Raw genomic sequence first — 25,810 nt, 5'->3', positions numbered from 1 at the left:
CCCACCCGCTGCGGTTAGGCTCGGGTGCCATGCGCAGACTTCTCGCCGGTGTCACGACAGCGCTAAGTCTGCTGATCTCGGCGCCGGGAGTCGCCCACGCAGACACCGCCGCGCAGCCGGTGGGCTCGGTTCCGGTCCCGGACGGTCCGGCACCGGCCTGGATCGTCGCCGATATGGACACCGGGCAGGTACTGGCCGGCCGCGACATGTATGCCGTCCACCCGCCCGCGAGCACCATCAAGACCCTGCTGGCATTGACCGCGCTCGACGAACTGCCCGACCTCGACGCCACGGTGGTCGCCGACAACGCTGACACGCTGGTCGAATGCAACTGCGCGGGTATCAAACCGGGCCGCACCTACACCGCGCGCCAACTCCTCGATGCAGTGCTGCTGGTATCGGGCAACGACGCCGCCAACACGCTGGCCGACATGCTGGGCGGTTTCGACGTCGCCGTGGACAAGATGAACGCGAAGGCCGCAGCCGTCGGGGCGACCAACACCCACGCGACCACACCGTCGGGTCTGGATGGGCCGGGCGGCTCCGGTTGGACCACTCCGCATGATCTGGCCGCCATCTTCCGCGCCGCGATGGCCAACCCGGTTTTCGCCCAGATCACGGCACAGCCGGTGGCGATGTTCCCCACCGACTCCGGCGACAAGCCGCTGGTCAATCAGGACGAGCTGCTGGTCCGCTATCCCGGTGCGATTGGCGGCAAGACCGGTTTCACCGACGCCGCCCGCAAGACGTTCGTCGGCGCTGCCGACCGCGACGGCCGCCGGCTGGTGATCGCCATGATGTACGGCCTGATCCACGAAGGTGGACCGACCTACTGGGATCAGGCCGCGGCGCTGCTGGACTGGGGGTTCGCCCAGAACCCGTCCGAGAGCATCGCCACCCTCTGAACCAATCCCCCGGGTCGCTTCGCTCCTGCCCGCCGAATCGGGATCGTGCTTCGCAGCGCTTTTGAGACGTGATCGCGTCGTTGCCGTCGCGCCCGCTGGCTAGCCTCGGCAGGCATGCCGGCCCGCCCACCGCGCCAGCATCGCTTCGGGCGCGCGTCCTTCACAGCGATGTTGGGCATCGCGATGTCCCTGCTGCTGATATCACCGGCGGCGGCACAACCCGGCCCCGAACCGGCAGGGGCCGTCGCCCCGCCCGACGGCCCGGCGCAAGCCTGGCTGGTCGCCGACCTCGATAACGGCCAGATCCTGGGCGGCCGGGACCCCTACAGCGCGCACGCACCGGCCAGCACCATCAAAGCGTTGCTGGCGATGGTGGTGCTCGACCAGTTGCCGCCCAACGCGGCGGTGCGTGCCTCCGCTGCGCACACCCAGGTGGAATGTTCCTGCGTCGGTCTGGTGCCGGGCCAGGTGTACACCGTGCGGCAGTTGCTCGACGGGCTGCTGATGGTGTCGGGAAACGACGCGGCCAACCTGCTGGCCGACATGCTCGGTGGCTACCAGGCGGCGGTCGTACGGATGAACGCCAAGGCCTATCAGCTGGGAGCGCGCAGCACCCAGGCCGGATCGCCGTCGGGGCTGGACGGGCCGGGCTGGGAGTCGGTGTCCTCACCGCACGACCTGGCGGTGCTCTACCGGGAAGCCCTGCGTTATCCGCTGTTCGTCCAGATCGTCCACCAACCGTCGGCGTTGTTCCCCGACCGGTCCGGGTAGCGGGAGATCCGCAACCAGGACCGGCTGCTGCGCAGCTATCCCGGCTTCATCGGCGGCAAGAGCGGATACACCGACCTGGCCCGCGAAACCTACGTCGGCATGGCCCAGCGCAACGGGCGACGGCTGATCGTGGTGCAGATGTATGGCAGCGACGATCTATGGAATCAGGCGGCGCGTCTGCTCGACTGGGGCTTCAGCCAATCCGGACGCTGAATGAGGAGCGCGCGAGAACACCACTGACGGCAAAGGTTTCGCACCCGACGCCCCGAACCGATTGCCGGACGGGCCGAGTGACCCTACGCTAAGACCACTCCGGCGCGAACCTCCGCCGAGGCGGTCGCCGGTGGCTTACCAGCGTTGACGTGGGGACGGGGAGCTTCGTTGATGGATCACTGCACTTCTGCTGGCCAGACACGTCGGCGTCGAGCCGCTCGCCGAATCTCCGCGTGGGTGGCCGTCGGCGCGATCACCACCGGCCTCGGGGCAGCGCTGGTGGGCGGCGCGGCCATGGCAAACGCGGACACCGGATCGTCCGCGACCGCCTCGCACGCCACCTCGGACGCCCAGAGCACCACACCGGCAAAAAGCGATACGCCCGGCGCACCAACCAGTCGCAGAGCCGTCGGCAAGCCCGCGCCGCGAGTGACGGCCAGCGGTGGCGCCGGCACTTCCGTGTCCGGGCTGGCTTCGGTGATCGATCGGGGTTCCGACGCCGCCGATGTGTCGCAGCTGACCTCACGACCGTCGCTGTCGCTGGTTACGACGAGCGACGTCACACCGAAGGCGTCCGCGGCGCCCAAGGCCGTGACCGTCCAATCGGTCCTGAGCGATATCGCCCGCCAAATCGAGTACACGTTCTTCAACAAGGCCCCGACGGTCGACCCGACCCAGAACGCGCAGAGCGGTCCCGACAAGGCGGTCACCGGTGCGCTCAACGGCACCGGCAACAACGGATTCGATCCGACCTACACGGTCAGTCAGCAGCCCAAATACGGCACCGTCACGCTCGACCCCAAGACCGGTGAATACACCTACGTTGCCCGCGACGAGCTCATCGGCCCCGGGATCACCGACGAGTTCACCGTCACCGTCAACAACGGGACCAACGCCCAGCTGCCCGGTCTGCTCGGCCAGGTGCAACTGCTGCTGCATTCGTTGGCGATCGCCGTCGGCGCCGCCAAGCCCGACACCATCGAGAAAGACATCGCCGTCAAGGTGACGGGCACCGGCGTCTACGGCACCCAGGCCGCGCAGAAGCAATACTGGCTGGAACAGACCCTGGACAACGACTGCGTGCTGATCGCCGATGCCGCAATCATTGCCCAGCTCGGCGGACCGAAGCTCACCGAGGACGAGATCGTCGCAATCGGCAAGAGCACCCCGAGCGTCGTGGACCCCAGCAAGCCCATCTATGTGGGCACCAAGGCCGACACCGGATCGTCGGGTGTGTACACCGCCGACGGCGTGGCACTGCTGCAGAAGTACGGCATCAACGCCACCTACAAGTCCTACGTCGATGACCCCGAGCCGGGTGAAGCACCGAACAAGGCCACCCAGATCGATGGTCAGCGGGCGCTCTACGACGTCGAGGCGGCCTTGGCTGCCGGCAAGGCCGTGGCCGTGGTCGTCGATGCCGCGCTGATCGTGAACGCGTCCGGGGCGAACGTCGAAACGCCGGCCCCAGAACCGAATCACTGGGTGGTCGTGACGGGCGTGGACATCGCCACCGGCAAGGTCTACCTCAACGACGGCAACCTGCCGGCCGGCAGCACGCCGGTGTCGGTGGCGGGCTTCATGTGGTCATGGCAAGCAAGCGATTTCGGCGTGATCGTCGCCGAGAAGGCTCCCGCGCAGGCAGAAGTCCTCGCCGCCTGAGGTCCCGCGGGCTGGACAGCTTCGACCCACCGTGGGTCGGCGTTGGTTTCGTACGGTCGGTGGTGATGCTGAGTGCGGGGCGGATAGACCACTACCATCTGCGCCCGGTGCGCGACGGCACCTGCCCCGCAGGGCGCTCGGCACCGGTGCTGAAAGCACGGTCCTTGCTGGACCCGGTCGACCGCTCGTCGGCTACGTCACCGCCATACCCGCTTCGGTTGCGGCGCACGCCGGGTAGCCCACTTCCGCTCTGTTGATCAGCGGGTGAGGCCTCGGACGCGGCCGTCGTCGACAGACGCGACGATCCTGCTGCCGCGGTGACCTGAGCCTGCGTCAGCGCATCATCACCCCACAGCCAATCCGGCGGCGCCGACCATCGAAGATCACCGCGGTCATCCACCCACGCCTCGTGGCGTAGCCACCACCGTGGCCGAACTGGCCGAGCCAGGCCGCACCCTGCGCCGTTGCGCCGACACCCGCGCTCTTCGACCACCACGCTTCCACCGCGGCCTTCACCGGCCGCAAACCCTGCCCAGCAACATTTCGACTGTCGCCATCGCCCCCGACCGCCACTGGCGATCCCCCTGCACGGCCGTCGCGCCGAGCCAATTGCCAACACTTTCCGAACGACGAAGAGTCCGATTACACGGATGAACATCGGGAAGGTGTCGGCAAATTCAATCAACATACTAACTTTATTTTACGGCGCCCATTACATGCTCTCGTTATGCAAATCGATCAGTTCCATAATTTTATTATCTTTCTACCGGCTTCTCATATTTTATTTATCCCCGTCAAGGCGCGTCATCCTCATCGTCAAAGACCTCCGCGACTGCGACGCGCCGACATCCGCGGAGGCGAGGCGCCCGCATGGCCCCACAGTCCTAGCGCGGGTTCTATTGCACGAGCTGCTACTTCCCTATCCGCCCAGGCCATGGCCGCGACCGCCCCGACACGCAGAGATCCCACCGTTCAACACGCCGCGATGACGCCCCTTGGGCGTCCAGGCCGATTCTCTGGCCCCGGAACGCCAGGGCCGCGTCGGGGCGTTTACCCCTCCTTGCGGCAGGGCCGCCCGCAAGCAAGCGGGACTTCTACCGTTCAACGATTTTAAAATTGTCGCATCTGTGAATCCCCTGTAGACGAAATGTCGCGCCGCCGCTAATGTTCTGATTCGTCAAATGCGTCCTCCGTCTGTTGGACGGTCCTGAATAGCAGTTCAGGTTTCTGACGCCCGGGGTTTCAGCTGTAGGGAAGGTCATCGGCTATGGGTCGGAGTGTGTCGCAGCAAAGTGGACATCGTCGGCAGAGCGGCGTCGTGGCGGCGCCGGTGCGACCGATCGAACCGTCCCGGCGACCTGATCCATCAGATGCAGCTATACATGCCGGCTCGGGCTACGGGCGCTACGTCGGACGCATCGGGGCTCTCGCGGTCGCGTTGGGTATCGGAGCGGCGATGGCCGCGGTGCCGATGGTCGCGGCTGCGGACACCACCGGGTCGTCAGGCTCCACAGGGTCGTCGGGCTCGCAGGACTCGGGTTCGACTGGTTCATCCGACGTGGGTAAGCGTTCATCCGGGCTAGGCGGGGTGGGTAAGCGTTCCTCGACCAAAGCGGGTCAGAGCTCCACGACACCGGGCCAGAGTTCCTCGGAGCGAACGGTTCCGGGTTCGTCGTCCGGCATTGCTGCGTCCTCCCGGTCGCGCTCCTCGAGCGCGACTTCCTCGTCAGACGGCGCGACCGGGTTGCCGTCGGATTCGGATTCCTCGGCATCGAGCACGTCGCGTTCCAGCGATGTCTCCGATGTTCCGGTGCGCGAGTCCGCCAGCCCGGCCGCCGCTGCGGTGACCACTGTTGAGCCGTCGGCCCGTGTTGCGGCATCGGTGGGGGCCAGTGCGTCCCCGGGTGATGCGGTCAACGATTTCATTCGGCTGTTCATCGGTAACGGCACCGCTGATCAGCCCAACGGCGGTGTGTTGGTCGGCAATGGGTTTAGCTACGACGCCAGCACCTGCTCGGGGTCGACAGCGTGCAACGGCGGCAACGGTGGCCTGTTCGGCAACGGCGGCAACGGATTCAACGGCGGCAACGGCGGTTCAGCTGGGTGGTTCGGTAACGGCGGCAACGGTGGGGCCGGCGTCAACGGCGGCGCCGGCGGTCGCGGCGGCGCCGGGGGTGTATTCATCGGCAACGGCGGCAACGGCGGAGCCGGCGGGGCGGTAAGCGCCTCCGGCGCTATCGGTGGCGCGGGCGGCGCGGGCGGCAACACCGGCCTGCTGTCGATCTGGGGCACCGCAGGTTCCGGCGGAGCCGGCGGCGACAGTACGGCTGGAACCGGCGGGGCTGGTGGCCGCGGCGGACATGCCGGCTTGCTGTCACTGTCGAGCAGCGGCGGCGCCGGCGGCGCCGGCGGTGAAGGCGCACTCGCCGGCGGTGACGCCGGCGCGGGTGGCTACGGCGGATGGCTCATCGGCGACGGCGGCAACGGTGGCGGCGGCGGCGCCGCGACCGAGGCCCAGGCCGAGGGCGGCGCGGGCGGACATGGCGGCCGGACCGGCTGGCTCTCGTTGTGGGGCACCGCCGGCACCGGCGGCACCGGCGGTAGCAGCACCGACGGCACCGGCGGCGCCGGTGGCACCGGTGGACGCGCCGGGATCCTCGCACTGAACTCCACCGGCGGTGCCGGCGGCAGCGGTGGTGACGGTCTTTATGCCGGCACCGGCGGAAACGGCGGAACTGGCGGCCTGCTGTTCGGCAACGGCGGCATGGGCGGAACAGGTGGTGCCGCCAGCGCCGTGGACGCGATCGGTGGCACCGGCGGCACCGGCGGCTTCACCGGATTCTTCGCCCTTCTGGCCATCGCCGGTGCCGGCGGTCTTGGCGGTGCGAGCACCAACGGCACCGGCGGCCGCGGCGGGGCCGGTGGTCGCGCGGGCTTGCTAGCAGCGGGAAGCCGCGGTGGCGCGGGCGGAGCCGGTGGTGACGGCGGTGACGGCGGTGGTGACGGCGGGGCCGGCGGAAAGGGCGGTTGGCTCATCGGATCCGGCGGCAGCGGCGGCGCCGGCGGTGATTCCACCGGCGACGGCCAAGATGGCGGCGCAGGCGGCCGCGGCGGCAACACCGGATTGCTCTCGGTGTGGGGCGCCGGCGGGGCCGGCGGGGCAGGCGGAAACGGCGGCGCGGGCACCAATGGCGCAAGCGGCGGTAATGGCGGCGCAGGCGGCACCGGTGGAAACGGCAGCTGGATCGTCGGGCGTGGTGGCGCCGGCGGGATCGGCGGCAACGGCGGCACCGGCGGCACCGGCACCACCGGCAGCGACGGCGCTGATGCCAGCGTCGCCGGCGGTGACGGCGGTGATGGCACCGACGGCGGAAACGGCGGCGTGGCCGGCAACGGCGGCGTCGGCGGCAACGGCGGCAACGGCCGATTCCTGTTGTTGTTCTCCACCCGCGCCAACGGCGGCAACGGCGGCAACGGCGGGGTAGGCGGCAATGCCGGGGTCGGCGGCAACGGCGGCGACGGCGCCGACGGCGACGCCACCACCCCCACCGGCGGTAACGGCGGCCACGGCGGTAACGCCGGTGCGGTCGGCGGCGGCGGCGTGGGCGGCGCCGGCGGCCAGGGCGCACACAACGGCCACGCCGGCACCAACGGAACTTCCGGAACAGCGGTGACCGCCGGAGGTAACGGCGGCAATGGCGGCAACGGCTACCAGGCCGGCGACGGCCCGGCCGGGGCTCTCGGCGGCAACGGCGGCGCCGGTGGCGCCGCCGGCTCGGTCGGCAACGGCGGCAACGGCGGCAACGGCGGCAACGGCTTCCAAGGCCAAAACGCCACCCCCACAAACGGACCAACCAACGGCGGCAACGCCGGCAACGGCGGCGCCGGCGGCGCCGGTGGCGTGATCTCCGGCAACGGCGGTAACGGCGGCGCCGGTGGCCTCGGCGGCGCTGGCGGCGCCGGAACCGACGGCACAGACGGCACATTCACCATCAACAACGGCATCGGCGGCAGCGGAACCAACAGCGCCAACGGCGGCAACGGCGGCAACGGCGGCGCCGGCGGAACAGCACTCCACGGCGCCGGCGGCACCGGCGGCAACGCCGGCAACGGCGGCCAGGGCGGCCAAGCCGGCAACGGCGGCAACGGCGCCAACGGCACCGCCTACCACCCCGACGGCGCCGCGGGCGGATCGGCCGGCACCAGCGGCACCGGCGGCAACGGCGGCACCGGCGGCACCGGCGGATACGGCACCACCAACGGCACCAACGGCACCAACGGCACCACCGGCACCGAACAACCCGGCACCGGCGGCCAAGGCGGCACCGGATGGAACTCCACCATCCCCGGCGGCACCGGCGGCAACGGCGGCACCGGCGGCTCAGGCGGCACCAACGGCAACGGCGGCACCGGCGGACAAGGCGGACAAGGCGGCACCGCAGACACCACCACCCCAGCCGGCACCGGCGGCACCGGCGGCACCGGCGGCGCCGGCGGCACCACCACCGGCAACGGCGGCACCGGCGGACGAGGCGGACAAGGCGGCACCGGCCTACCCGCGACTAGCGCCGGCGGAACGGGCTCTGCCGGCGGCAATGGTGGAGCCGGCGGCACCGGCGGCGACGCGCTGGCCGACGGCGCGACCGCGGGCACGGGCGGGGCGGGCGGCACCGGCGGCACCGGCGGTGCCGGTGTCGATGGAACCGACGCCACCACCCCAGGCGGCGACGGCACCAACGGCGGTAACGCCGGAGCAGGCGGGTTAGGCGGTGACGGCGGAGACGGCGGAAACGCCAGCGCAACCGGCACCAACGGCGACGGCGGAGCTGGCGGAACCGGCGGCGCCGGAGGCGATGCCGGCAACGGCGGCAACGGCGCCGACGGCGACGCCACCAACCCCAATGGCGGAAACGGCGGCAACGGTGGCACCACCACCGCGGGCAACGGCGGCTCTGGTGGTGTGGCCGGCACCGGCGGCGCCGGCGGCAACGCCGGCACCAACGGCACCTCCGGAGCGGCCTCGACCAGCGGCGGAAACGGCGGCAACGGCGGAAACGGCTGGAATGCCACCACCGGAGCCAACGGCGGCAACGGCGGAAACGCCGGCAACGGCGGAACCTACGGAAACGGCGGCACCGGCGGCAACGGCGGAACCGGTGGCACCGGCGACGCCACCACACCCGGCGGCACTGGCGGAAACGGCGGCAACGGCGGCACCGGCGGAACCACCGCAGGCAACGGCGGCAACGGCGGAAACGCCGGCAACGGCGGCACCGGCTACAGCGCCACCACACCCGGCGCCGACGGCACCGTCGGCGGTAACGGCGGCGCCGGCGGACTCGGCGGCAACGCCCAGGCCACCAGTGGAAACGGCGGAACCGGCGGCGCCGGCGGCACGGGCGGCACGGGCGGCACGGGCGCCGACGGAACGGACGGCGTTGATCCCGGCGCCGATGGCGGTGCCGGCGGCAGCGCCGCAGCCGGTGGCGCTGGTGGCACCGGCGGAGCCGGTGGAAACGGGGGCTCCGACGGCGTCAATGGCACCGGCGGAGCCGGTGGTGCCGGTGGTGCAAGCGGTGCCGCGGGTAGCGGCGGCGACGGCGCCAACGGCGACGCCACCACCCCCAACGGCGGCAACGGCGGCAACGGCGGAAATACCGCGGCGGGCGGCAACGGCGGCAACGGCGGCGCGGCCGGAACCGGCGGCACCGGGGGCACGACAGGTGTCGACGGCGCAACCGGCGTCACGACAGTCAGCTATGCCGACGGCGGAAACGGCGGCAATGGCTACACCGCCACCAACCCCGGCGAGACCAGCGGAATCGGCGGCAACGGCGGCAACGGCGGCACGTACGGAAACGGCGGCAACGGCGGCACCGGCGGAAACGGCGGGAACGGCGACGCCACCACCCCGGGCGGCACCGGCGGCAACGGCGGCGCCGGCGGCCTCGGCGGCACCGCTGCCGGCAACGGCGGCACCGGCGGCAACGGCGGCAACGGCGGAGCCGGAGCGACCGGTGTGGCCAGCAGCGGACGCGGTGTCATCACCACGCTCACCGACTTCGGCGCACCCACTGGCATCGTGGTCAGCTCCGACGGCACGAAGACCTACGTCACCAATAGTTCTGGCACCACGGTCACGGTGATCGACAACGCCACCAACACCGTCGTCGGGACGATCGACGGGCTGACCAACCCGACAGCAATTGCGATCACCCCAGATGGCCATCACTTGTACGTCAGCGACGCCAACGGCATCAACGTGATCAGCACCGCTACGAACACAATCGAGACGACAATCAACGCTCCTGCCAGTCGTCTGACAGTCAGCCCCAACGGTGCGAACGTCTACGCGGTCAGCAGCAGCAGCGGCGTCACGGTCATCAGCACGACCACCAACACGGTGACCGCCACAATCGCCATGAGTGGCGCCTGGGCCATCGGGGTGTCCCCCGACAGCTCCAAGGTCTACGTCGCCAACCCCCAGACCGGATCGGTGGAGGTGATCGATGCCGCTACCAACACCGTGACCACGTCCATCCAAGGCTTCAATTACCCCTTGGGACTCGCGGTGAGCCCGGACGGCACCAAGCTCTACGTCACCAATATCGCTAGCAGTGAAATATCGGTTGTCGACACTGCGACCGACACGATCTCCCAGACGATCACCGGAGTGTCCTTGCCGGATCAAATCGCGGTGAGTTCGGACGGCACAACGCTCTACGTCACCAACCAGTCTGATCGATCGCTAACACTCATCGATGCCGCTACAGGCAACATCATCCAGGCGATCACAAGTATCCAAGCGTTCAACGTTGCCACTGGTTCCAACGGCAACGCCTACACGACTAATTACTACGGCGGCACAGTGTCGGTGATCGGCCTGCTCATCGGCTCAGGCACCGCCGGCGGAGCGGGCGGTATCGGTGGCGCCGGCGGCGCGGCCCAAGCCCCATCAGGAAACGGCGGCAGCGGCGGAGCCGGCGGCCTCGGTGGCAACGGCGGAAACGGCGCCCAGGGAGCCAACGGCACCCAGCCCGGCGACAACGGCGCCGACGGTGGTAACGCTGGTGCCGGCGGTGCCGGCGGCGCCGGCGGCGACGGTGGTAACGGCGGTGCCACCGGCATCAACGGCAACGGCGGAGCAGGCGGGGCCGGCGGGGCGAGCGGCGCCGCGGGTAACGGTGGCGACGGCGCCGACGGCGACGCCACCACACCCAACGGCGGCAACGGCGGCAACGGCGGCACCACCACCACGGGCGGCTCCGGCGGAACTGGCGGAACAGCCGGCACCGGCGGCACCGGCGGAAGCAACGGCGGCAACGGCACCTCCGGTACGACCACGACCGCCGGAGGAAACGGCGGAAACGGCGGTGACGGCTACGACGCTGCCTCCGACGTCACCGCCCTGGCCGGCACCAACGGCGGCAACGCCGGCAACGGCGGCAACGGCGGCACCTACGGCAACGGCGGCAACGGCGGCGCCGGCGGAGACGGAGCCGACGGAAACGCCACCACCGCAGGCGGATCCGGCGGCAACGGCGGCGAAGGCGGCGATGGCGGCACCCAAGCAGGCGACGGCGGCAACGGCGGCGCAGCCGGCGATGGCGGCACCGGGGCCAACGGCGCGAGCGGCGCCAACGGCGGCACCCCTGGGGCACCGCTGACCACGGTGGCAACCGTGCCTGTCGGCGCCTACCCGTCTGGCGTGGCGATCAGCCCTGACGGCACCCGCGCCTTCGTCGTCAACTACGGAAGCAACACCGTGTCGGTGATCGACACCGCCACCAACACCGTTATCGACACCTACAGCGTCGGTACCCTTCCGGTCTCAGCGGCGATCAGTCCCGACGGCACCCGCCTGTACGTGACCAACGGGGGCGGCACCACGGTATCGGTGCTCAACGCCAATACCGGCGCCCTTATTCAGGCCGTCGAGCTGGGCAGCAATCCGTGGGGGGTGGCGGTCAGCCCCGACGGCTCCACTGTCTACGTGACGAATAGCTCGAGTTCGGTGTCGGTGATCGACGCGACAACTTTCAACGTCAGCACGATCCCGGTCAGCTCCAACCCGTTCGGGGTGGCGGTAAGCCCCGATGGCACCCGGTTGTACGTCGCACTCTCTGGCCTCGGCACCGTGTCGGTGATCGACACCGCCACGAATACTCAGCTGACCACTGTCGCCGTCGGCGCCAATCCGACCGGCGTAGCAATCAGCCCCGACGGGACACGGGTCTACGTCACCAACCAATACGGCGGCACCGTCTCGGTTATCGACGCCACCGACGACACCGTGGTGGCCACCATCCCAGTCGGGACTGGCCCGCTTGGCGTGGCGGTCAGCGCCGATGGCAGCCAGATCTACGTGGCCAACTTCTCCGTGAGCACGCTGTCAGTGATCGACGCCGCCACCAATATGGTGACGTCGACGGCCAGCGTCGGCAGCTTGCCTCAAGGCGTGGCAGTGAGCGCGAGCGGCGTCGTGTACACCGCGAACTTGCTGGGTGGCTCCACCGTGCTCCAAACGGGCCTTGCCGGTGGCAACGGTGGCGCAGGCACGTCCGGCGGCGCCGGCGGCAACGGCGGTAACGGTGGCGCGGCGTTGTCGGCCACCGGCAATGGAGGTTCCGGTGGTAGCGGCGGCCAGGGCGGCAACGCCGGGGCCGGCGGCAACGGCGGCAACGGCGGCAACGCCGATACCGACTTCGCGGCCGGGTCCGGCGGCACTGGCGGTGCTGGTGGGTCCGGTGGCACAGGCGGAAACGGCGGGGCCGGCGGTGACGCTAACGGTGGTATCAACGGCACCGGCGGCAACGGCGGCAACGGCGGCGATGCCGCAACCGGTGGCAACGGTGGCAACGGCGGAAACGGCAGCGCGGCCTTCCCCGACGGCGGCAACGGCGGCAATGGCGCCAACCCGGGAACCGCAGGCAATGGCGGCAACGGCGGTGCAGCCGGTACCGGTGGCAGCGGCGGTACCGCCGGTACCAACGGCGGAGACGGCACAGCCTCGACCGCCGGCGGAAACGGCGGAAACGGCGGTGACGGCTACGACGTGACCGCCATCGGAGCTGACGGCGGAAACGGCGGAAACGGCGGAAACGGCGGAACCTACGGGGACGGCGGAAACGGCGGCGCCGGCGGAACCGGCGCAGACGGCGACGCCACCCTCCCAGCCGGCGGCGGCGGCAACGGCGGAGCCGGCGGCCTCGGCGGCAGCCTGGCCGGAAACGGCGGCGATGGTGGAATTGGCGCCGACGGCGGCACCGGTGGAACCGGTAGCGCTACCCCGGGTCTCAACCTGGTCGGTCAGGTCGGCACCCCTGGCAGTCAAGGCTACGGCGTGGCCGTCTCACCGGACGGAGGGACCATCTACGTCGCCGCAACCGAAAGCGACGCGGTTCAGCTGATCGACGTTGCGACCAACACCGTCACGGCCACCATCCCAGTGGGTACTAGCCCGCGAGGAATTGTCGTCAGTCCCGACGGATCCACGATCTACGTGACGAACTACGACGACAGCACCGTGACAGCAATCGATAGCGTCACGCATGCGACGACCACGATCAGCGGGGGCGGGCTCTACTACCCGGGCGGCATTACCGTCAGCCCCGACGGCTCCACGTTGTATGTGGCCAACTACGACAATTCGGTGTCGGTCATCGACGTCGCAACTCACCAAGTGACAGCCGACATTGCGGCCAGCTACCCCTACTCGGTTGTGGTCAGCCCGAATGGATCGACGCTCTACTTCGCCAGCTACTACACGCCTGTGACGGTTGTCGATACCGCATCCAACACGATTGTCACCACCATCGGCGGCGACTCGGGTTACCGGTACGGGGTCGCGATCAGCCCCGACGGAGCCACCCTCTACGTGACGAATTACTCCAACGACACGGTGGACGTCTACGACACCGCGACAAACACACTGACGACAAGCATTTCGGGGTTCGCTTACCCCTACGGAGTCGCCGTTTCCGCCGATGGCCACTACGCCTACGTCGCAAACTACGACAGCGCAACGGTGGCCCTGATCGACACCGCAACCAACACCGTCGTCCAGACGATCGAAATCGGTGACTACCCGGGGGCCATCTCAGTCGATCCCGTCACCGGGGTGATCTACACGGCCAACTACTACGAGACTGTCAGCGAAATCGCCAACCTCTCCCCCAACGCCACGGCAGGCGGTGCGGGCGGAAATGGCGGCGCAGGCGGGGCCGCGCTGAGCAGCAGCGGAAACGGCGGCGCGGGTGGCGCCGGCGGCAACGGCGGCGACGGCGGCAACGGCGCAGACGGCATCGACGCGAACACGGCCGGCGCCAGTGGCACTGCCGGGGGCGATGGAGCGGCGGGCGGCGCTGCCGGTAACGGCGGCAACGGCGGCAACGGCGGAGCGCTGGGAGTCAACGGCAACGGTGGCGCCGGCGGCGCCGGCGGCGACGGCGGCAACCCCGGTAACGGCGGCGACGGCGCGGACGGCGACGGCGGCGCGGGCACAGCTGACGGCGGCGATGGCGGCGATGGCGGCAACCCGGGAGCTGGTGGTGTGGGCGGTGACGGCGGTGCGGCAGGTACCGGCGGGACCGGAGGCACAGCTGGACTAGCCGGTGCTGACGGGGTCACCTCGATTGGCGTGGGTAACGGCGGCAACGGCGGCAACGGCTTTGATGCGGTATTGGTCGGCTATGCCGGGGGTGCCGGCGGTGACGGAGGTGCTGCCGGGGCTTACGGCAACGGCGGCAACGGCGGCAACGGCGGCAACGGCGCAGCCGGTGATTCGCTGACTGCCGGTGGTCTCGGTGGCGCCGGCGGCGTCGGCGGTGACGGTGGCGCGCTAGGCGGAAACGGCGGGATTGGCGGCAACGGCGGCGATGGCGGTAACGGCGCATCGGGAGTGGGTTCCAGTGCCACCGGAGGCTTCGGCCCGGTGGCCTCCATACCCAGCGTCGGCAACGGCACCGGTGTCGCGATCAGCCCTGATGGCCACACCGCGTATATAGTCGATTCCTACAACGGCGCACTGCTCGTGGTCGATACGGCAACCAACGCGACCGTGGCCATCATCGGCGGGTTGCAGAACCCGCACAGTGCCGTGGTCAGCCCCGACGGAACCACCATCTATGTCACCAACGCTGGCAACGGCAGCGTGGCGATCGTCGACGCGGCGACGAACACCATCACCAAACAGATCACCGGGCTGAGTTCTCCGACGTTCATCACCGTCAGCCCGGATGGATCGATGGTCTACGTTTCCAACGAGAACACCGGTTCGGTGTCGGTGATCAACCCCGTCACCGATGCCGTGACGACGATCGACGGGTTCAACCATCCCCGCGAACTGATCGTCAGCGGTGACGGCAGCAAGCTCTACGTCACCAACGGCTGGGGAACCACCGTCTCGGTAATCGACACCGAAACCCTGGAAATCGGCGTTGTCTCGGGCTCGTTCATCAGTCCCTGGGGGCTGGCACTGAGCTCCGACGGTTCGACGCTGTACGTCAGCGACGCGGACGGTGGATCGGTCGGCATCGTCGACACCGCCACCAATACCCGCATCGACACCATTACCGGATTGTCCACCCCGCGTTCGGTGGCGCTGTCTACCGATGGATCGACGCTTTATGTGGCGAGTTTCTTCGGCAGCGCAGTCCAGGTCGTCGACCTGGCCACGAAGAACGTCACCGCTACGATCACCGACCGCGTGCAGTATCCCGAGTCACTGGCGACCGACCTCAACGGCAACATCTACGTCGCCAATTACTACGCCGCCCCAGCCGTAGTGCTGGGAACGACAGTGCCCAGTGGCACTGCCGGCGGCCTCGGCGGGGCGGGCGGTGCTGGCGGTGCAGCGTTGGCTGCTACCGGCAACGGCGGCGCAGGCGGCACAGGTGGTGCAGGTGGTACAGGCGGTGACGGCGGTGACGGTGCCGACGGCACGACCGCCGGAGCCAACGGCGTCGACGGCGGAAACGGCGGCGCAGGCGGCCGCGGTGGCGCAGGTGGCGCGGGCGGCAACGGCGGGGCATCGGGTGTCAATGGCAGCGGTGGAGATGCCGGCGCAGGCGGCAACGGCGGCCTGTCCGGTTCTGGTGGTGACGGCGCCGACGGCGACGCCAATTCCCCCGACGGCGGCAACGGCGGCAACGGCGGCACCGCTGGTCTTGGCGGGTTCGGCGGCGCCGGCGGTGCGGCAGGTACCGGAGGCTCTGGCGGCAGTGCGGGCGTCGATGGCGGCGACGGAACCACGCCCACGGCGGTCTCCAACGGCGGCAACGGCGGCAACGGCGGCAGCCCCACCACCGCAGGTGCCAGGGGCGGCAACGGCGGCGCCGGCGGCGACGCCGTTGGCGTGGGCGGTGTCGCCGGCAACGGCGGCAACGGCGGCACCGGTGCAAACGGCGGCGTCGGCGACACCGGCGGCGACGGCGACACCGGCGGTGACGGACAAGCCGGCGGTGACGGACAAGCCGGCGGCACCGGCGGCAACGGCGGCAGCGGCGGAAACGCCGGCGTCGGCGGCGTCAACGGTAACGGCGGCAACGGCGGCACCGGCGGCGACGGCGGAAACGGCGGCACCGGCGGCAACGGCGGCGACGGCGGCGAAGCTGCGTATGACGGCGGCAACGGCGGCAACGGCGGCGCACCGGGTGTCCACGGCGCCGGCGGCACCGGCGGCAGCAAGGGCACCGGTGGCACCGGCGGCACCGATGGCAGTGCGGGCGACCCGGGTGCCGACTCCGCCGTCGGCGGAAACGGCGGAAACGGCGGCGACGGCTTCGGCGCTCCCGGTGTGATATTCGGAGGAAACGGCGGAAACGGCGGCGACTCAGGGATCAACGGCATCGGCGGAAGCGGCGGAAGCGGCGGAAGCGGCGATAGCGGCGGCAACGGCGGAAACGGCGGCAATTCCACCGCTTCCGGCGTGTACGACGCCGTCGGTGGTGCAGGCGGCACCGGCGGGACCGGCACCGCCGCCGAAGGCGGCCACGGCGGCAACGGCGGCACCGCGGCGGCCACGGGTACGGGCACCGCGACCGGCGGCGACGGAGGCAATGGCGCCGACGGCGCCGACGGTGGCGGCGGAGGCGGACACGGCGGTGACGCGGTGGCGGCAGTCGTGGGCAACGCCAACGGCGGCAACGGCGGCAACGGCGGAGTCCCCGGCGGCCAAGGCGGCCAAGGCGGTGCTCCCAACGGTCAGCCAGGGCTCGACGGATAGTCATCGCCCGACAGGGTCGGTGGGCTGGGCAGCTGCCCAGCCCACCGGTCATTCATGTGGCGATGCCGCGATGATCCCCGGTCAGCGAGTCGTCCGGAATACTCGGCCGCTGAGCACAACCAGGTCGGGCGTACGCAACGTCGCCGGGCCGCTGCGCGGATCATCCCGGTAACACACCAGATCGGCTGCCGCGCCATGCGCTAGCCCACTGCGCCCCAGCCACCGGCGGGCATCCCAACAGGCCGCGCCGAGTGCGTCGGTCGGGCTCATCCCGATCCGAGTGAGGGCATCGACCTCGTCGGCGATGCGGCCGTGGGTGATGGTGCTGCCCGCGTCGGTGCCGGCAAAGATCGGCACCCCGGCCTCCCGGGCGGCGGCCACCCGTGGATAGCAGCGCGCATAGAGATCACGCATGTGCGCGGCGTAGGTCGGGAATTTGGCTGCGGCGTCGGCGAATCCGGGAAAGTTCTCGACGTTGATCAGGGTGGGCACCAACGCGGTGCCGTGCTCGACCATCATCGCGATGGTCTCGTCGGTCAGCCCGGTCCCGTGTTCGATGCAGTCGATGCCGGCACCGATCAGGCCCGGCAGCGCATCCTCACTGAACACGTGGGCGGTGACCCGGGCGCCCTCGTCGTGCACCGCCGCGACCGCGGCCCGCAGGACATCGTCGGACCACAGCGGCGCCAGGTCTCCCACCGACCGGTCGATCCAGTCGCCGACCAACTTGACCCAGCCGTCGCCGAGGCGGGCCTGCTCGGCCAGCGCCTCCGGCAGCTGCCACTCGTCCTCGAGTTCGATGGCAAAGCCACGCCCGTAACGCTTGGGCCGGGCCAGATGCCGTCCGGCCCGGATGATCCGCGGCAGGTCGTGGTGATCGTCGAGACTGCGGGTGTCGGTGGGTGATCCGCAGTCGCGCAACAGCAGCGCGCCGACGTCGCGTTCGACCTCAGCCTGGGCGATCGCCTCGTCGAGGGGGATCTCACCGTGCTCCCCCAGCCCGACGTGACAGTGTGCGTCGACCAGCCCGGGCAGGATCCAGCCGCTGTCAAAGACCGTCTCGGCTCCGGCTACCGGCTCGGCGTGCAGGACGCCGTCGGCGATCCACCATTCGACGGGCTCGCCGTCGGGCAGGCCGCGACCCCGAACATGCAGCGGCGCGACCGCCACGCTACTTCTGACCCGGGAACTTCAACTTGGACAGGTCGATGCCCGCCAGACCCGGCGGCAACTCGTTGAGCCCGTCGGGCATCTGGGACAGGTCGGGGAAGCCAGCGGGCAGCCCGCCGGCCAGCAGCGGATTGCGGGCCTTCGGCGGGGTCGGCCCCCGGCCGCCCTTCTTGCCCTTCTGCCCCTTCTTGTTCTTGGCGCTCTTCTTGGCCGAGCGGCGCCCGAACGGCATCCCCATCGCGCCGGCCATCTGCGACATCATCTTGCGGGCCTCGAAGAACCGGTCGACCAGCTGGTTGACCTCCGAGACCGTGACGCCGGAGCCGTTGGCGATCCGCAACCGCCGCGAGGCGTTGATGATTTTGGGATCGGCGCGCTCCGCGGGGGTCATGCCGCGGATGATCGCCTGCAGGCGGTCGAGCTGCTTGTCATCGACGGCGGCCAGCGCGTCCTTCATCTGGCCCGCGCCGGGCAGCATGCCCAGCAGGTTGCCGATCGGCCCCATCTTGCGGATCATCAGCATCTGCTCGAGGAAGTCCTCCAGCGTCAGCTCGCCGGAGCCGATCTTGGCGGCAGCCTCCTCGGCCTTCTGCTGATCGAAGACCTGCTCGGCCTGCTCGATGAGCGACAGCACATCACCCATGCCGAGGATGCGGCTGGCCATCCGGTCGGGGTGGAAGACATCGAAGTCTTCGAGCTTCTCGCCGGTAGAGGCGAACAGGATCGGCACGCCGGTGACCTCGCGCACTGATAGCGCGGCACCACCGCGGGCGTCGCCGTCGAGCTTGGTCAGCACCACACCGGTGAAGCCGACACCGGCACCGAAGGCCTCGGCGGTGGCCACGGCGTCCTGGCCGATCATCGCGTCGAGCACGAACAGGGTCTCATCGGGGTGCACGGCGTCGCGGATGGCCGCGGCCTGCGCCATCAGCACATCGTCGATACCCAGGCGGCCGGCGGTGTCGACGATGACGACGTCGAAATGCTTGGCGCGGGCCTCGGCCAGACCGGCGGCGGCAACCGCCACCGGGTCACCGGGCCCGGCGCCCTGGGTTTCGGCGGATTCGGCGGCGGTGCCCGGATGCGGAGCGAACACGCTGACCCCGGCGCGCTGACCGACGATCGTGAGCTGGCTGACCGCACCGGGACGCTGCAGGTCGCAGGCCACCAGCAGCGGGGTGTGACCCTGATCCTTGAGCCACTTGGCGAGCTTGCCGGCCAGCGTCGTCTTACCGGCGCCCTGCAGGCCGGCGAGCATGATCACCGTCGGCGGGGTCTTGGCGAATGCCAGCTGACGGGTCTCGCCGCCGAGGATGCCGATGAGCTCCTCGTTGACGATCTTGACGACCTGCTGTGCCGGGTTGAGGGCCGCCGAGACCTCGGCACCGCGCGACCGCTCCTTGATGCGGTTGACGAACGCGCGCACCACCGGCAGCGCGACGTCGGCTTCCAGCAGCGCCAGCCGGATCTCGCGCGTGGTGGCATCGATATCGGCGTCAGTCAGCCGGCCTTTGCCACGCAGGCCAGCCAGCGCACCGGTCAACCGGTCGGACAGGGATTCGAACACGTGCTAAGCCTAACCGGTTGCGCCTCGGCAGCCTGATCCGCCGACCGTGTGGGCTATGCACCGATCCGGGCCGCTCCGGGTGAATAGGGCCCACAGTCGGCAGCCAGGATAAACTCAGCCCCCGTGAGCATGCTCCCGCAGGCGGTGAGCGGAATCGTGTTCGACTGCGACGGGCTGCTTCTGGACACCGAGACGTCCTGGGCGCGCGCCGAGGCCGCCCTGCTGGCCCAGCACGGGCACGCGTTCGGCGAGCGGGAACGCACGATGCTGCTGGGCCGGACCGTCGACGACATCTGCGAGGTCATTGCCACGCTGGTCGGACAGCCCGGGCAGGGAGCCGAGCTGCACGACGACCTGATGGTGCTCGTCGACGCCGAGCTCGGGGCCAACGTGGCCCCCATGGCCGGGGCCCGCGAGCTGCTCGCGACGCTCTCGCAGCGGTTCCCCCTGGCGATCGCCTCCAACAGCAACCGCCGGGTTCTCGACATGATCCTGCAATCCGGCGGTATCGCAGACCATTTCGAGGTCACCGTCGCGGCCGACGAAGTCGCCGACCCCAAACCCCACCCGCAGCCCTACCTGACCGCATTCGCCCGGCTGGGGGCCGAGCCGGGCGACGGCGTGGCCTTCGAGGACTCGGCCACCGGGCTGGCCGCGGCCCGTGCGGCGGGGGCATTCGTCATCGCCGTCCCGTCGGCTACCGAGGACGCCGGCCGGCTCGATGGTGACTTCCGCGCCGACTCACTGAGCGATCCGCGACTGCATCGGTGGGCACGCACCGTCGCCGGCCGTCCCGGCTGACCGGGCCGCCACGAAGCACGCCGCGCGCTGACCATCCCCCACCGTCGACAAGACGGGGACCTGCTGGTCGCAGCCGGGTTCGGCCACCGGGCATCGCGAAGCGAACGCGCACCCGGGCGGCGGGTTCAGGGCGTCCGGCAGTTCCCCGTGCACGACCTCCGGCCGCGTCCGCACGGACGGATCCGGTGAGGGCATCGCCGAGAGCAGCGCGCGGGTATAGGGATGCGCGGGCCGGTGCAGCACCTGGCGGGCGGGACCTTCCTCCACGATCCGCCCGAAGTACATCACCGCGATCCGGTCGGCCAGCACGACGGCACTGGCCAGGTCGTGGGTGATGAACAGCACGGCCAGCCCGTCCCGGCGCAGATCGTCGATCAGGTTGAGCACGCTGGCCCGTACCGAGACGTCGAGCATCGAGACCGGCTCGTCGGCCACCAGCAGCCGCGGGGCCAACGCCACCGCAGCGGCGATGGCCACCCGCTGGCGCTGCCCCCCGGACAGTTCGTGCGGGAACCGGTCGAGCACCCAGTCCGCCGGGCTCAGCCCCACCCGCTCCAGCGCGCGGCGCACCGCGGCGTCGCGCTCCCCGCGTGGCACGCGGTGGATGCGCAAGCCCTCCTCGACGATGGCGCGCACCGTCATCCGCGGATCCAGCGAGTCGTAGGGATCCTGGTGGACCAGCTGGATGGTCCGGCGGTACGGCTGCAGCGCCGAGCGGCCCAGGCCGGTCAGGTCGGTTCCGTCGAAGTAGACGTGGCCGCTACTGGCGCGCTGCACCCCGGCGATGGTTCGGGCGACAGTGCTCTTGCCGCAACCAGATTCACCTACCAGCGCGACGATCTCGCCGGAGTCGACGGTCAGGCAGACCCGTTCGGCGGCGTGCACCACCGAACGGCGACGGCCGAACAGCCCGGCGCTGCCGACCGGGTAGTGCACGGTGAGGTCGGCAACCTGCAGCAGTGGCGCGCTCACCGCGGTCCCCCGCCGGCCCCCACCAAATGGCAGGCGACGGTGTCGGCACCGTCAGATTCGTTGGCAGGCTGCGACGTTCGGCAGATGTCGTGCACCGACGGGCAGCGGGGCGCATAGGCGCACCCGGCGAACGGCGCGTCGAGCCGGGGTGGCTCACCAGGTATCGACCGCATCCCCGTGTCCGACATCGGGTTAGGGATGGCCGACAGCAGCGCCGCGGTGTAAGGGTGGCGCGGGGCGGTGAGCATGGCTGCCACCGGCCCCTCCTCGACGATGCGGCCGGCGTACATCACCGCCACCCGCTCGGCCACCTGCGCCACTGCCGGCAGGTCATGGCTGATGAACACCAGCGCGACCCCCAGTTGGTCGGTGACACTGCGCAGTAGCTCCAGGACCTCGGCCTGGACGATCACGTCCAGCGCGGTGGTCGGCTCGTCGGCCAGCAGCACCTTCGGCTCGCACGCCAGGGCCATCGCCAACGCGGCGCGCTGGCGCATACCTCCGGAGAACTCGTGTGGGTAGTGCGCCGCCCGCCGTGCGCCGATGCCCACCAATTCGAGCAACTCCCCGACCCGACCCGCGGCTTGCCGGCGGGTTGCGTTCTGGTGCAGACGAATCGGCTCGGCGATCTGCTCGCCGACGGTGCGCACCGGGTTGAAGGCGTTCATCGCGCCCTGGAAGACCATGGCGATGTCGCGCCAGCGGTGCGGGCGCATGCCCGCATCACCGCCAGCCAGGATGTCAACCCCGTCGAGCAGCACCTGGCCGGCGACTTCGGCATTCGGGGGTAGCAGACCCATCACGGCGAGCACAGCGGTGGACTTGCCGCAGCCGGACTCACCGACGATGCCCAGCCGGCTGCGTTCCTCGAGGGTGAAGCTCACCCCGCGCACGGCGCCGATTCGTCTTGAGCCCGAACCGAAGTCGACACACAGGTCGCGCACCTGCAGTAGCGGCGGGGTCACGCGCGCTCCAGCCGGCCGTACAGGGGACGCACCCGGAACCGGCGCACGGCCAGGTGTCCCACCTTCAGCCGCGGGTTGAGGGTGTCCTCCATCCCCTGTCCGGCGACGGTGGCGGCCAGCACGACCATGGTCACCGCCAACCCGGGCGGCAACACCACCCACCATGCCCCGGCCAGCACGGCACCCTGATCCAGCGCATCCTGAATCATCCGGCCCCAGGACACCACCGACGGATCACCCAGGCCCAGGAAGCTGATGTAGGTCTCGGCGAAGATCGCGTTGGCCACCATCAGGACGGTGTTGGCGACCAGCAGCGGCATCACATGCGGCACGACGTGTCGGGCCAGCACCGACACCGGCGAGGCGCCCATCGCCTCGACCCGGCGCACGAAGGTGCGCTGGCGCACCGACATCACCTGGGCGCGGATCAGCCGCGCGGTCGATGCCCAGTAGACCAGCCCGATGACGATCACGATATTGGTCAGGTTCTGGCCGAACACGGCGGCGGCGACGATCATCAGCGGAATGTCGGGAATGACCAGGAAGTAGTCGGTGACACGCATCAGCAGCCCGTCGGTACGTCCACCGAAATAGCCTGCGGCCACGCCGATCACGCCACCGATCAGCATGCCGACCAGCGCGGCGACCGAACCCACCAGCAGTGATGTCCGGGCGCCGTGCACCAGCCGGGTCGCAACGTCGAAGCCGCCGCCGTCCAGCCCCAGCGGGTGCGCGCCGCTGGGCGCGGCGAATCCGTTGTAGAACTGGGTGTCGACGTCGGTCGGGGCGATCACCGAGGCCGCCAGCGCCACGACGGCGAACACCCCCAGCGCGCACAGGCCGACCACGGTCTGGCGGCTGCCGGTGAGGAGGCGACGCAGGGTGCCGGTCCGCTTCGGCGGGTCGCCGGTGCGGTCAGCCGGCAGCGAGACGACCATGGGAGATCCTCGGGTCGATGCGGACGTAGATCAGGTCGGCGACCAGATTGGCCACTACGACCGCGACCGTCAGCAGCAGGAAGATGCCCTGCAGGACGGGATAGTCGCGTTTGTTGATGGCGTCGACGGCGGCGAAACCGATTCCGGGATAACTGAACACGTCCTCCACCACGATCGCCCCCGCGACGATCGATCCGGCCGACAACGCGACGATCGTCACCAGCGGCAGCATCGCGTTGCCGAAGGCATGGCGGCGCACGATGGTCCAATCGCGTAATCCCTTGGCCCGCGCGGTGAGAATGTAGTCCTCACCGAGGGTTTCGAGCATCGCCGATCGCACCACGATCGAGTATTGGCCGTAACAGCCGATCCCCAGCGTCAGGGCCGGCAGAATCAGATGTTGGGTGCGGTCGGCCAGCAGATCCCACGTCGACGGCGCACCCAGCACATCCAGGGTCGCGCTCTGGATGCCCACCGCCGGCAGCCCCACCGCGGCGGCCACATAGAACACCACCAGCAACCCGATCCACTGGGTGGGCATGGCATAGCAGGCCAGGCCGGTCCATTGGGACGCCGAATCCAGGACCGTGCCACGCCGCCAGGCCGACACCACACCACTGACGACACCCAGGACCAGAGCGATCAGCGTGCCGGCGACCAACATCGGCAAGGTGTTGACCAGTGGCCCGATGATCGACTGCCACACCGACTTTCCGGTCGCCAGGCTGATACCGAGGTCGCCGCGCGCCAGCTGCGCCAGGTAGCGCACAAACTGCACGGGCAGCGGCTCGTCGAGACCGTAGCGCTCCAGCAGGGCCTGCCGCAGTTGCGGAGTGCAGCTGCGGCAGCGCAGCGCCGACACGGCGTTGCCCGGCATCACCCGGAACAGGAAGAAGTTGATCGTCGCCGCGACGACCACCGTGACACAGGCGAACCAGATTCGGCTCAGCGCAGCCATCAAGCCCGTTTCGGACTGGTGTAGTAGGCCTTGCCCAGGGTGAACAGTTCCGGTTCGAAGCCGGTCCAGCCGTTGGAGCTGGCGGTCACCAGATTGGTCTCCACGACCTGGATGTAGGGCCGGGCACGGGCGATCTCAGCCTCGGCCTGCCACACCAGCGTCCGGCGCGCCGCCGGGTCCACGGTGGTGCGCTGCTGTTCGTAGAGCGCGTCGTAGGCCGGATTGCTCCACCCGGTGTCGCTGTTGTTGCCCAGCTCGCTGGTGGTGACCACACCGAGGTTGAAGTCCGGGTCGATGTAGGGGTGCCAGTACCAGGTGAACATGTCGGTGTCCTCGTACTTGCCGTCCGGACCGGTGATCAGCGCGTAGGCCTGGGTGCCGTCGCCACCGGCCTTCTCACTGAGGTCGACACCCACCTTCTCGAAGGCGCTCTTGAGCAGGGTGAACTGCAGGTGGCCGTCGTAGTCGGTGTCGTTGGGAACGATTACGGAGTAGCGCATGGGGTGCTCGGGCTGGGCCTTCTCACCGCTGGTGGCCGGGACCACCCGCACGCCGTCCGGGCCACGCCGGTAGCCCAGTGAGTCCAGGATCTGGTTGGCCTTGTCGACGTCGTTCGGCAGCGGCGTGACATCCGGGTTGACCCAGTCACCGGACCATCCGGACAAGATATTGGCCCACGGTTTGGCTTCACCACCGAAGACGGTGCCGGCGATCTGCTCACGCGGCAGGGCGTACTCGAATGCCTCGCGCAGCGTGGGGTTGAGCAGCTCACGGTTCTGCTTCTTGGCGTCGCTGGAATTGAAACCCAGGTTGGTGACCTCGTTGCCGGGCTGGCTGGCCACCGTGATGCCGGGAACGGATTTCAGTTGCGCGGCATCCTTGAACGGGATGTTGTCGACAAACCCCAGCCGACCGGCCTTCAGGTCCGCGATCAAGGCAGTCGGGTTGGTGTAGTACGTCAGCGCGACAGCCGAGGCGTGGGGCTTGGGACCGTAGAAGTTCGGGTTGGGCGTGAAGACGGTGGTGCCCTTGTCCTCGTACTTGGTGATGGTGAAGGGGCCGCCGGCGACCACCGGCAACTGCTGCTCCGGTTTGAAGTCGGTCAGCCCGGAGCCACCGTCACCGGTCGCGTGCGGTGCCCAGACATGTTTGGGCAGAACGTACATCTGCTCCAGGTTGGCCATCGCCGGGCCCATCGGCTGTTCGTAGTGGATGACCAGGGTGTGCGGATCGGGCGCCTCGGCCGACGACACACCGGCAAGGACCTTCGCCATCGAGGCGGTGGCGCCCTCGGAGTACTTGCGGATGGTGTCGATGGTCCACACGGCGTCGTCGGCGGTCAGCGGCTGACCGTCGGACCACTTGCCGTCGTTGAGCGTGAAGCTAATCGTGTGCCCGTCGGGGGATTCGGTCCACTCCTTGGCCCAGTCCCCTTCGAGTTTCAGACCCGGACCGTACTGCACCAGTTGCGGGTAGAGCATCGAATAGGCTGTGCTGTCCTGGGTTTCGATGCCGACAAACGGATTCAGCGACGAGATGTAGTACGTCGTACCGATGGTCAGGACGCTGTCGGTGTCCTTGCCCGCGTTCGACGAACAGCCCGTGGCCAGCACGACCGCCACGGCGAGTACGGCCGCGGCGCGGCGTCGGATGCTTCTCATAT

Annotated in this window: 13 protein-coding genes and 1 pseudogene; 5 read left to right on the top strand and 9 right to left on the bottom strand. The window is 69.8% G+C overall.

The annotated features are described in order from the left end of the window. Positions 1 to 29: 29 nt before the first annotated feature. The 3 genes and pseudogenes from ADBZ9K_RS16575 (at position 30) to ADBZ9K_RS16565 (ending at position 3,551) form a co-directional block, all read left to right on the top strand. Positions 30 to 905 (top strand): D-alanyl-D-alanine carboxypeptidase family protein, encoded by an 876-nt coding sequence (locus ADBZ9K_RS16575; protein ID WP_526622267.1) that lies wholly within the window; start codon positions 30 to 32, stop codon positions 903 to 905. A gap of 168 nt (positions 906 to 1,073) precedes the next feature. Further along, positions 1,074 to 1,889, top strand: a pseudogene (locus ADBZ9K_RS16570) (D-alanyl-D-alanine carboxypeptidase family protein). A gap of 237 nt (positions 1,890 to 2,126) precedes the next feature. Continuing rightward, positions 2,127 to 3,551, top strand: a complete 1,425-nt coding sequence (locus ADBZ9K_RS16565; protein WP_526622265.1) for a hypothetical protein — start codon at positions 2,127 to 2,129, stop codon at positions 3,549 to 3,551. Between the two features lie 333 nt (positions 3,552 to 3,884). Here the strand turns inward: ADBZ9K_RS16565 and ADBZ9K_RS16560 are convergent, their stop codons facing one another. Beyond that, positions 3,885 to 4,067, bottom strand: coding sequence for a hypothetical protein (locus ADBZ9K_RS16560; RefSeq protein WP_526622263.1), 183 nt, complete (start codon positions 4,065 to 4,067; stop codon positions 3,885 to 3,887). 1,101 nt (positions 4,068 to 5,168) lie between these two features. Beyond that, positions 5,169 to 5,402, bottom strand: coding sequence for a hypothetical protein (locus tag ADBZ9K_RS16555; protein WP_526622262.1), 234 nt, complete (start codon positions 5,400 to 5,402; stop codon positions 5,169 to 5,171). Here ADBZ9K_RS16555 and ADBZ9K_RS16550 point away from each other — a divergent pair. After that, on the top strand, positions 5,395 to 16,776 hold the full coding sequence (locus ADBZ9K_RS16550; protein ID WP_526622260.1) for a beta-propeller fold lactonase family protein: 11,382 nt from the start codon (positions 5,395 to 5,397) through the stop codon (positions 16,774 to 16,776). The genes ADBZ9K_RS16555 and ADBZ9K_RS16550 overlap by 8 nt on opposite strands. An 81-nt stretch (positions 16,777 to 16,857) precedes the next feature. Here the strand turns inward: ADBZ9K_RS16550 and ADBZ9K_RS16545 are convergent, their stop codons facing one another. Further along, positions 16,858 to 17,946 carry a metal-dependent hydrolase family protein gene (locus ADBZ9K_RS16545; RefSeq protein WP_526622258.1) on the bottom strand — a complete coding sequence of 363 codons (1,089 nt, stop codon included), beginning with the start codon at positions 17,944 to 17,946 and terminating at the stop codon, positions 16,858 to 16,860. A 1-nt stretch (position 17,947) separates the two neighbouring features. Then, a complete protein-coding gene (gene ffh, locus ADBZ9K_RS16540) occupies positions 17,948 to 19,513 on the bottom strand; it encodes a signal recognition particle protein (RefSeq protein WP_526622256.1) in 1,566 nt (521 codons plus the stop codon). Between the two features lie 129 nt (positions 19,514 to 19,642). Between ffh and ADBZ9K_RS16535 the strand changes: the two genes are divergently transcribed. Then, complete coding sequence (locus tag ADBZ9K_RS16535; RefSeq protein ID WP_526622717.1) at positions 19,643 to 20,314, top strand: HAD family hydrolase; 672 nt, start codon at positions 19,643 to 19,645, stop codon at positions 20,312 to 20,314. Here ADBZ9K_RS16535 and ADBZ9K_RS16530 read toward each other — a convergent pair. Genes ADBZ9K_RS16530 through ADBZ9K_RS16510 form a run of 5 tightly spaced genes read right to left on the bottom strand, consistent with a single transcriptional unit; the run spans position 20,255 to position 25,808 of the window. Further along, positions 20,255 to 21,286 carry an ABC transporter ATP-binding protein gene (locus ADBZ9K_RS16530; protein ID WP_526622254.1) on the bottom strand — a complete coding sequence of 344 codons (1,032 nt, stop codon included), beginning with the start codon at positions 21,284 to 21,286 and terminating at the stop codon, positions 20,255 to 20,257. The two genes, ADBZ9K_RS16535 and ADBZ9K_RS16530, sit on opposite strands and share 60 nt — an antisense overlap. After that, complete coding sequence (locus ADBZ9K_RS16525; protein ID WP_526622252.1) at positions 21,283 to 22,251, bottom strand: ABC transporter ATP-binding protein; 969 nt, start codon at positions 22,249 to 22,251, stop codon at positions 21,283 to 21,285. Before ADBZ9K_RS16525 ends, ADBZ9K_RS16530 begins: the two co-directional genes overlap by 4 nt. Continuing rightward, complete coding sequence (locus tag ADBZ9K_RS16520) at positions 22,248 to 23,189, bottom strand: ABC transporter permease (RefSeq protein ID WP_526622251.1); 942 nt, start codon at positions 23,187 to 23,189, stop codon at positions 22,248 to 22,250. The genes ADBZ9K_RS16525 and ADBZ9K_RS16520 overlap by 4 nt, the downstream gene beginning before the upstream one ends. Next, positions 23,167 to 24,147 (bottom strand): ABC transporter permease, encoded by a 981-nt coding sequence (locus ADBZ9K_RS16515; RefSeq protein WP_526622249.1) that lies wholly within the window; start codon positions 24,145 to 24,147, stop codon positions 23,167 to 23,169. Before ADBZ9K_RS16515 ends, ADBZ9K_RS16520 begins: the two co-directional genes overlap by 23 nt. Then, a complete protein-coding gene (locus ADBZ9K_RS16510) occupies positions 24,147 to 25,808 on the bottom strand; it encodes an ABC transporter substrate-binding protein (RefSeq protein ID WP_526622247.1) in 1,662 nt (553 codons plus the stop codon). The genes ADBZ9K_RS16515 and ADBZ9K_RS16510 overlap by 1 nt, the downstream gene beginning before the upstream one ends. Between the last annotated feature and the right edge of the window lie 2 nt (positions 25,809 to 25,810).

This window comes from Mycobacterium sp., assembly GCF_965229265.1.
GTDB lineage: Bacteria > Actinomycetota > Actinomycetes > Mycobacteriales > Mycobacteriaceae > Mycobacterium.
The sequence above is the reverse complement of the archived record's forward strand: the minus strand, read 5'-3'. Positions and strand labels throughout refer to the sequence as shown.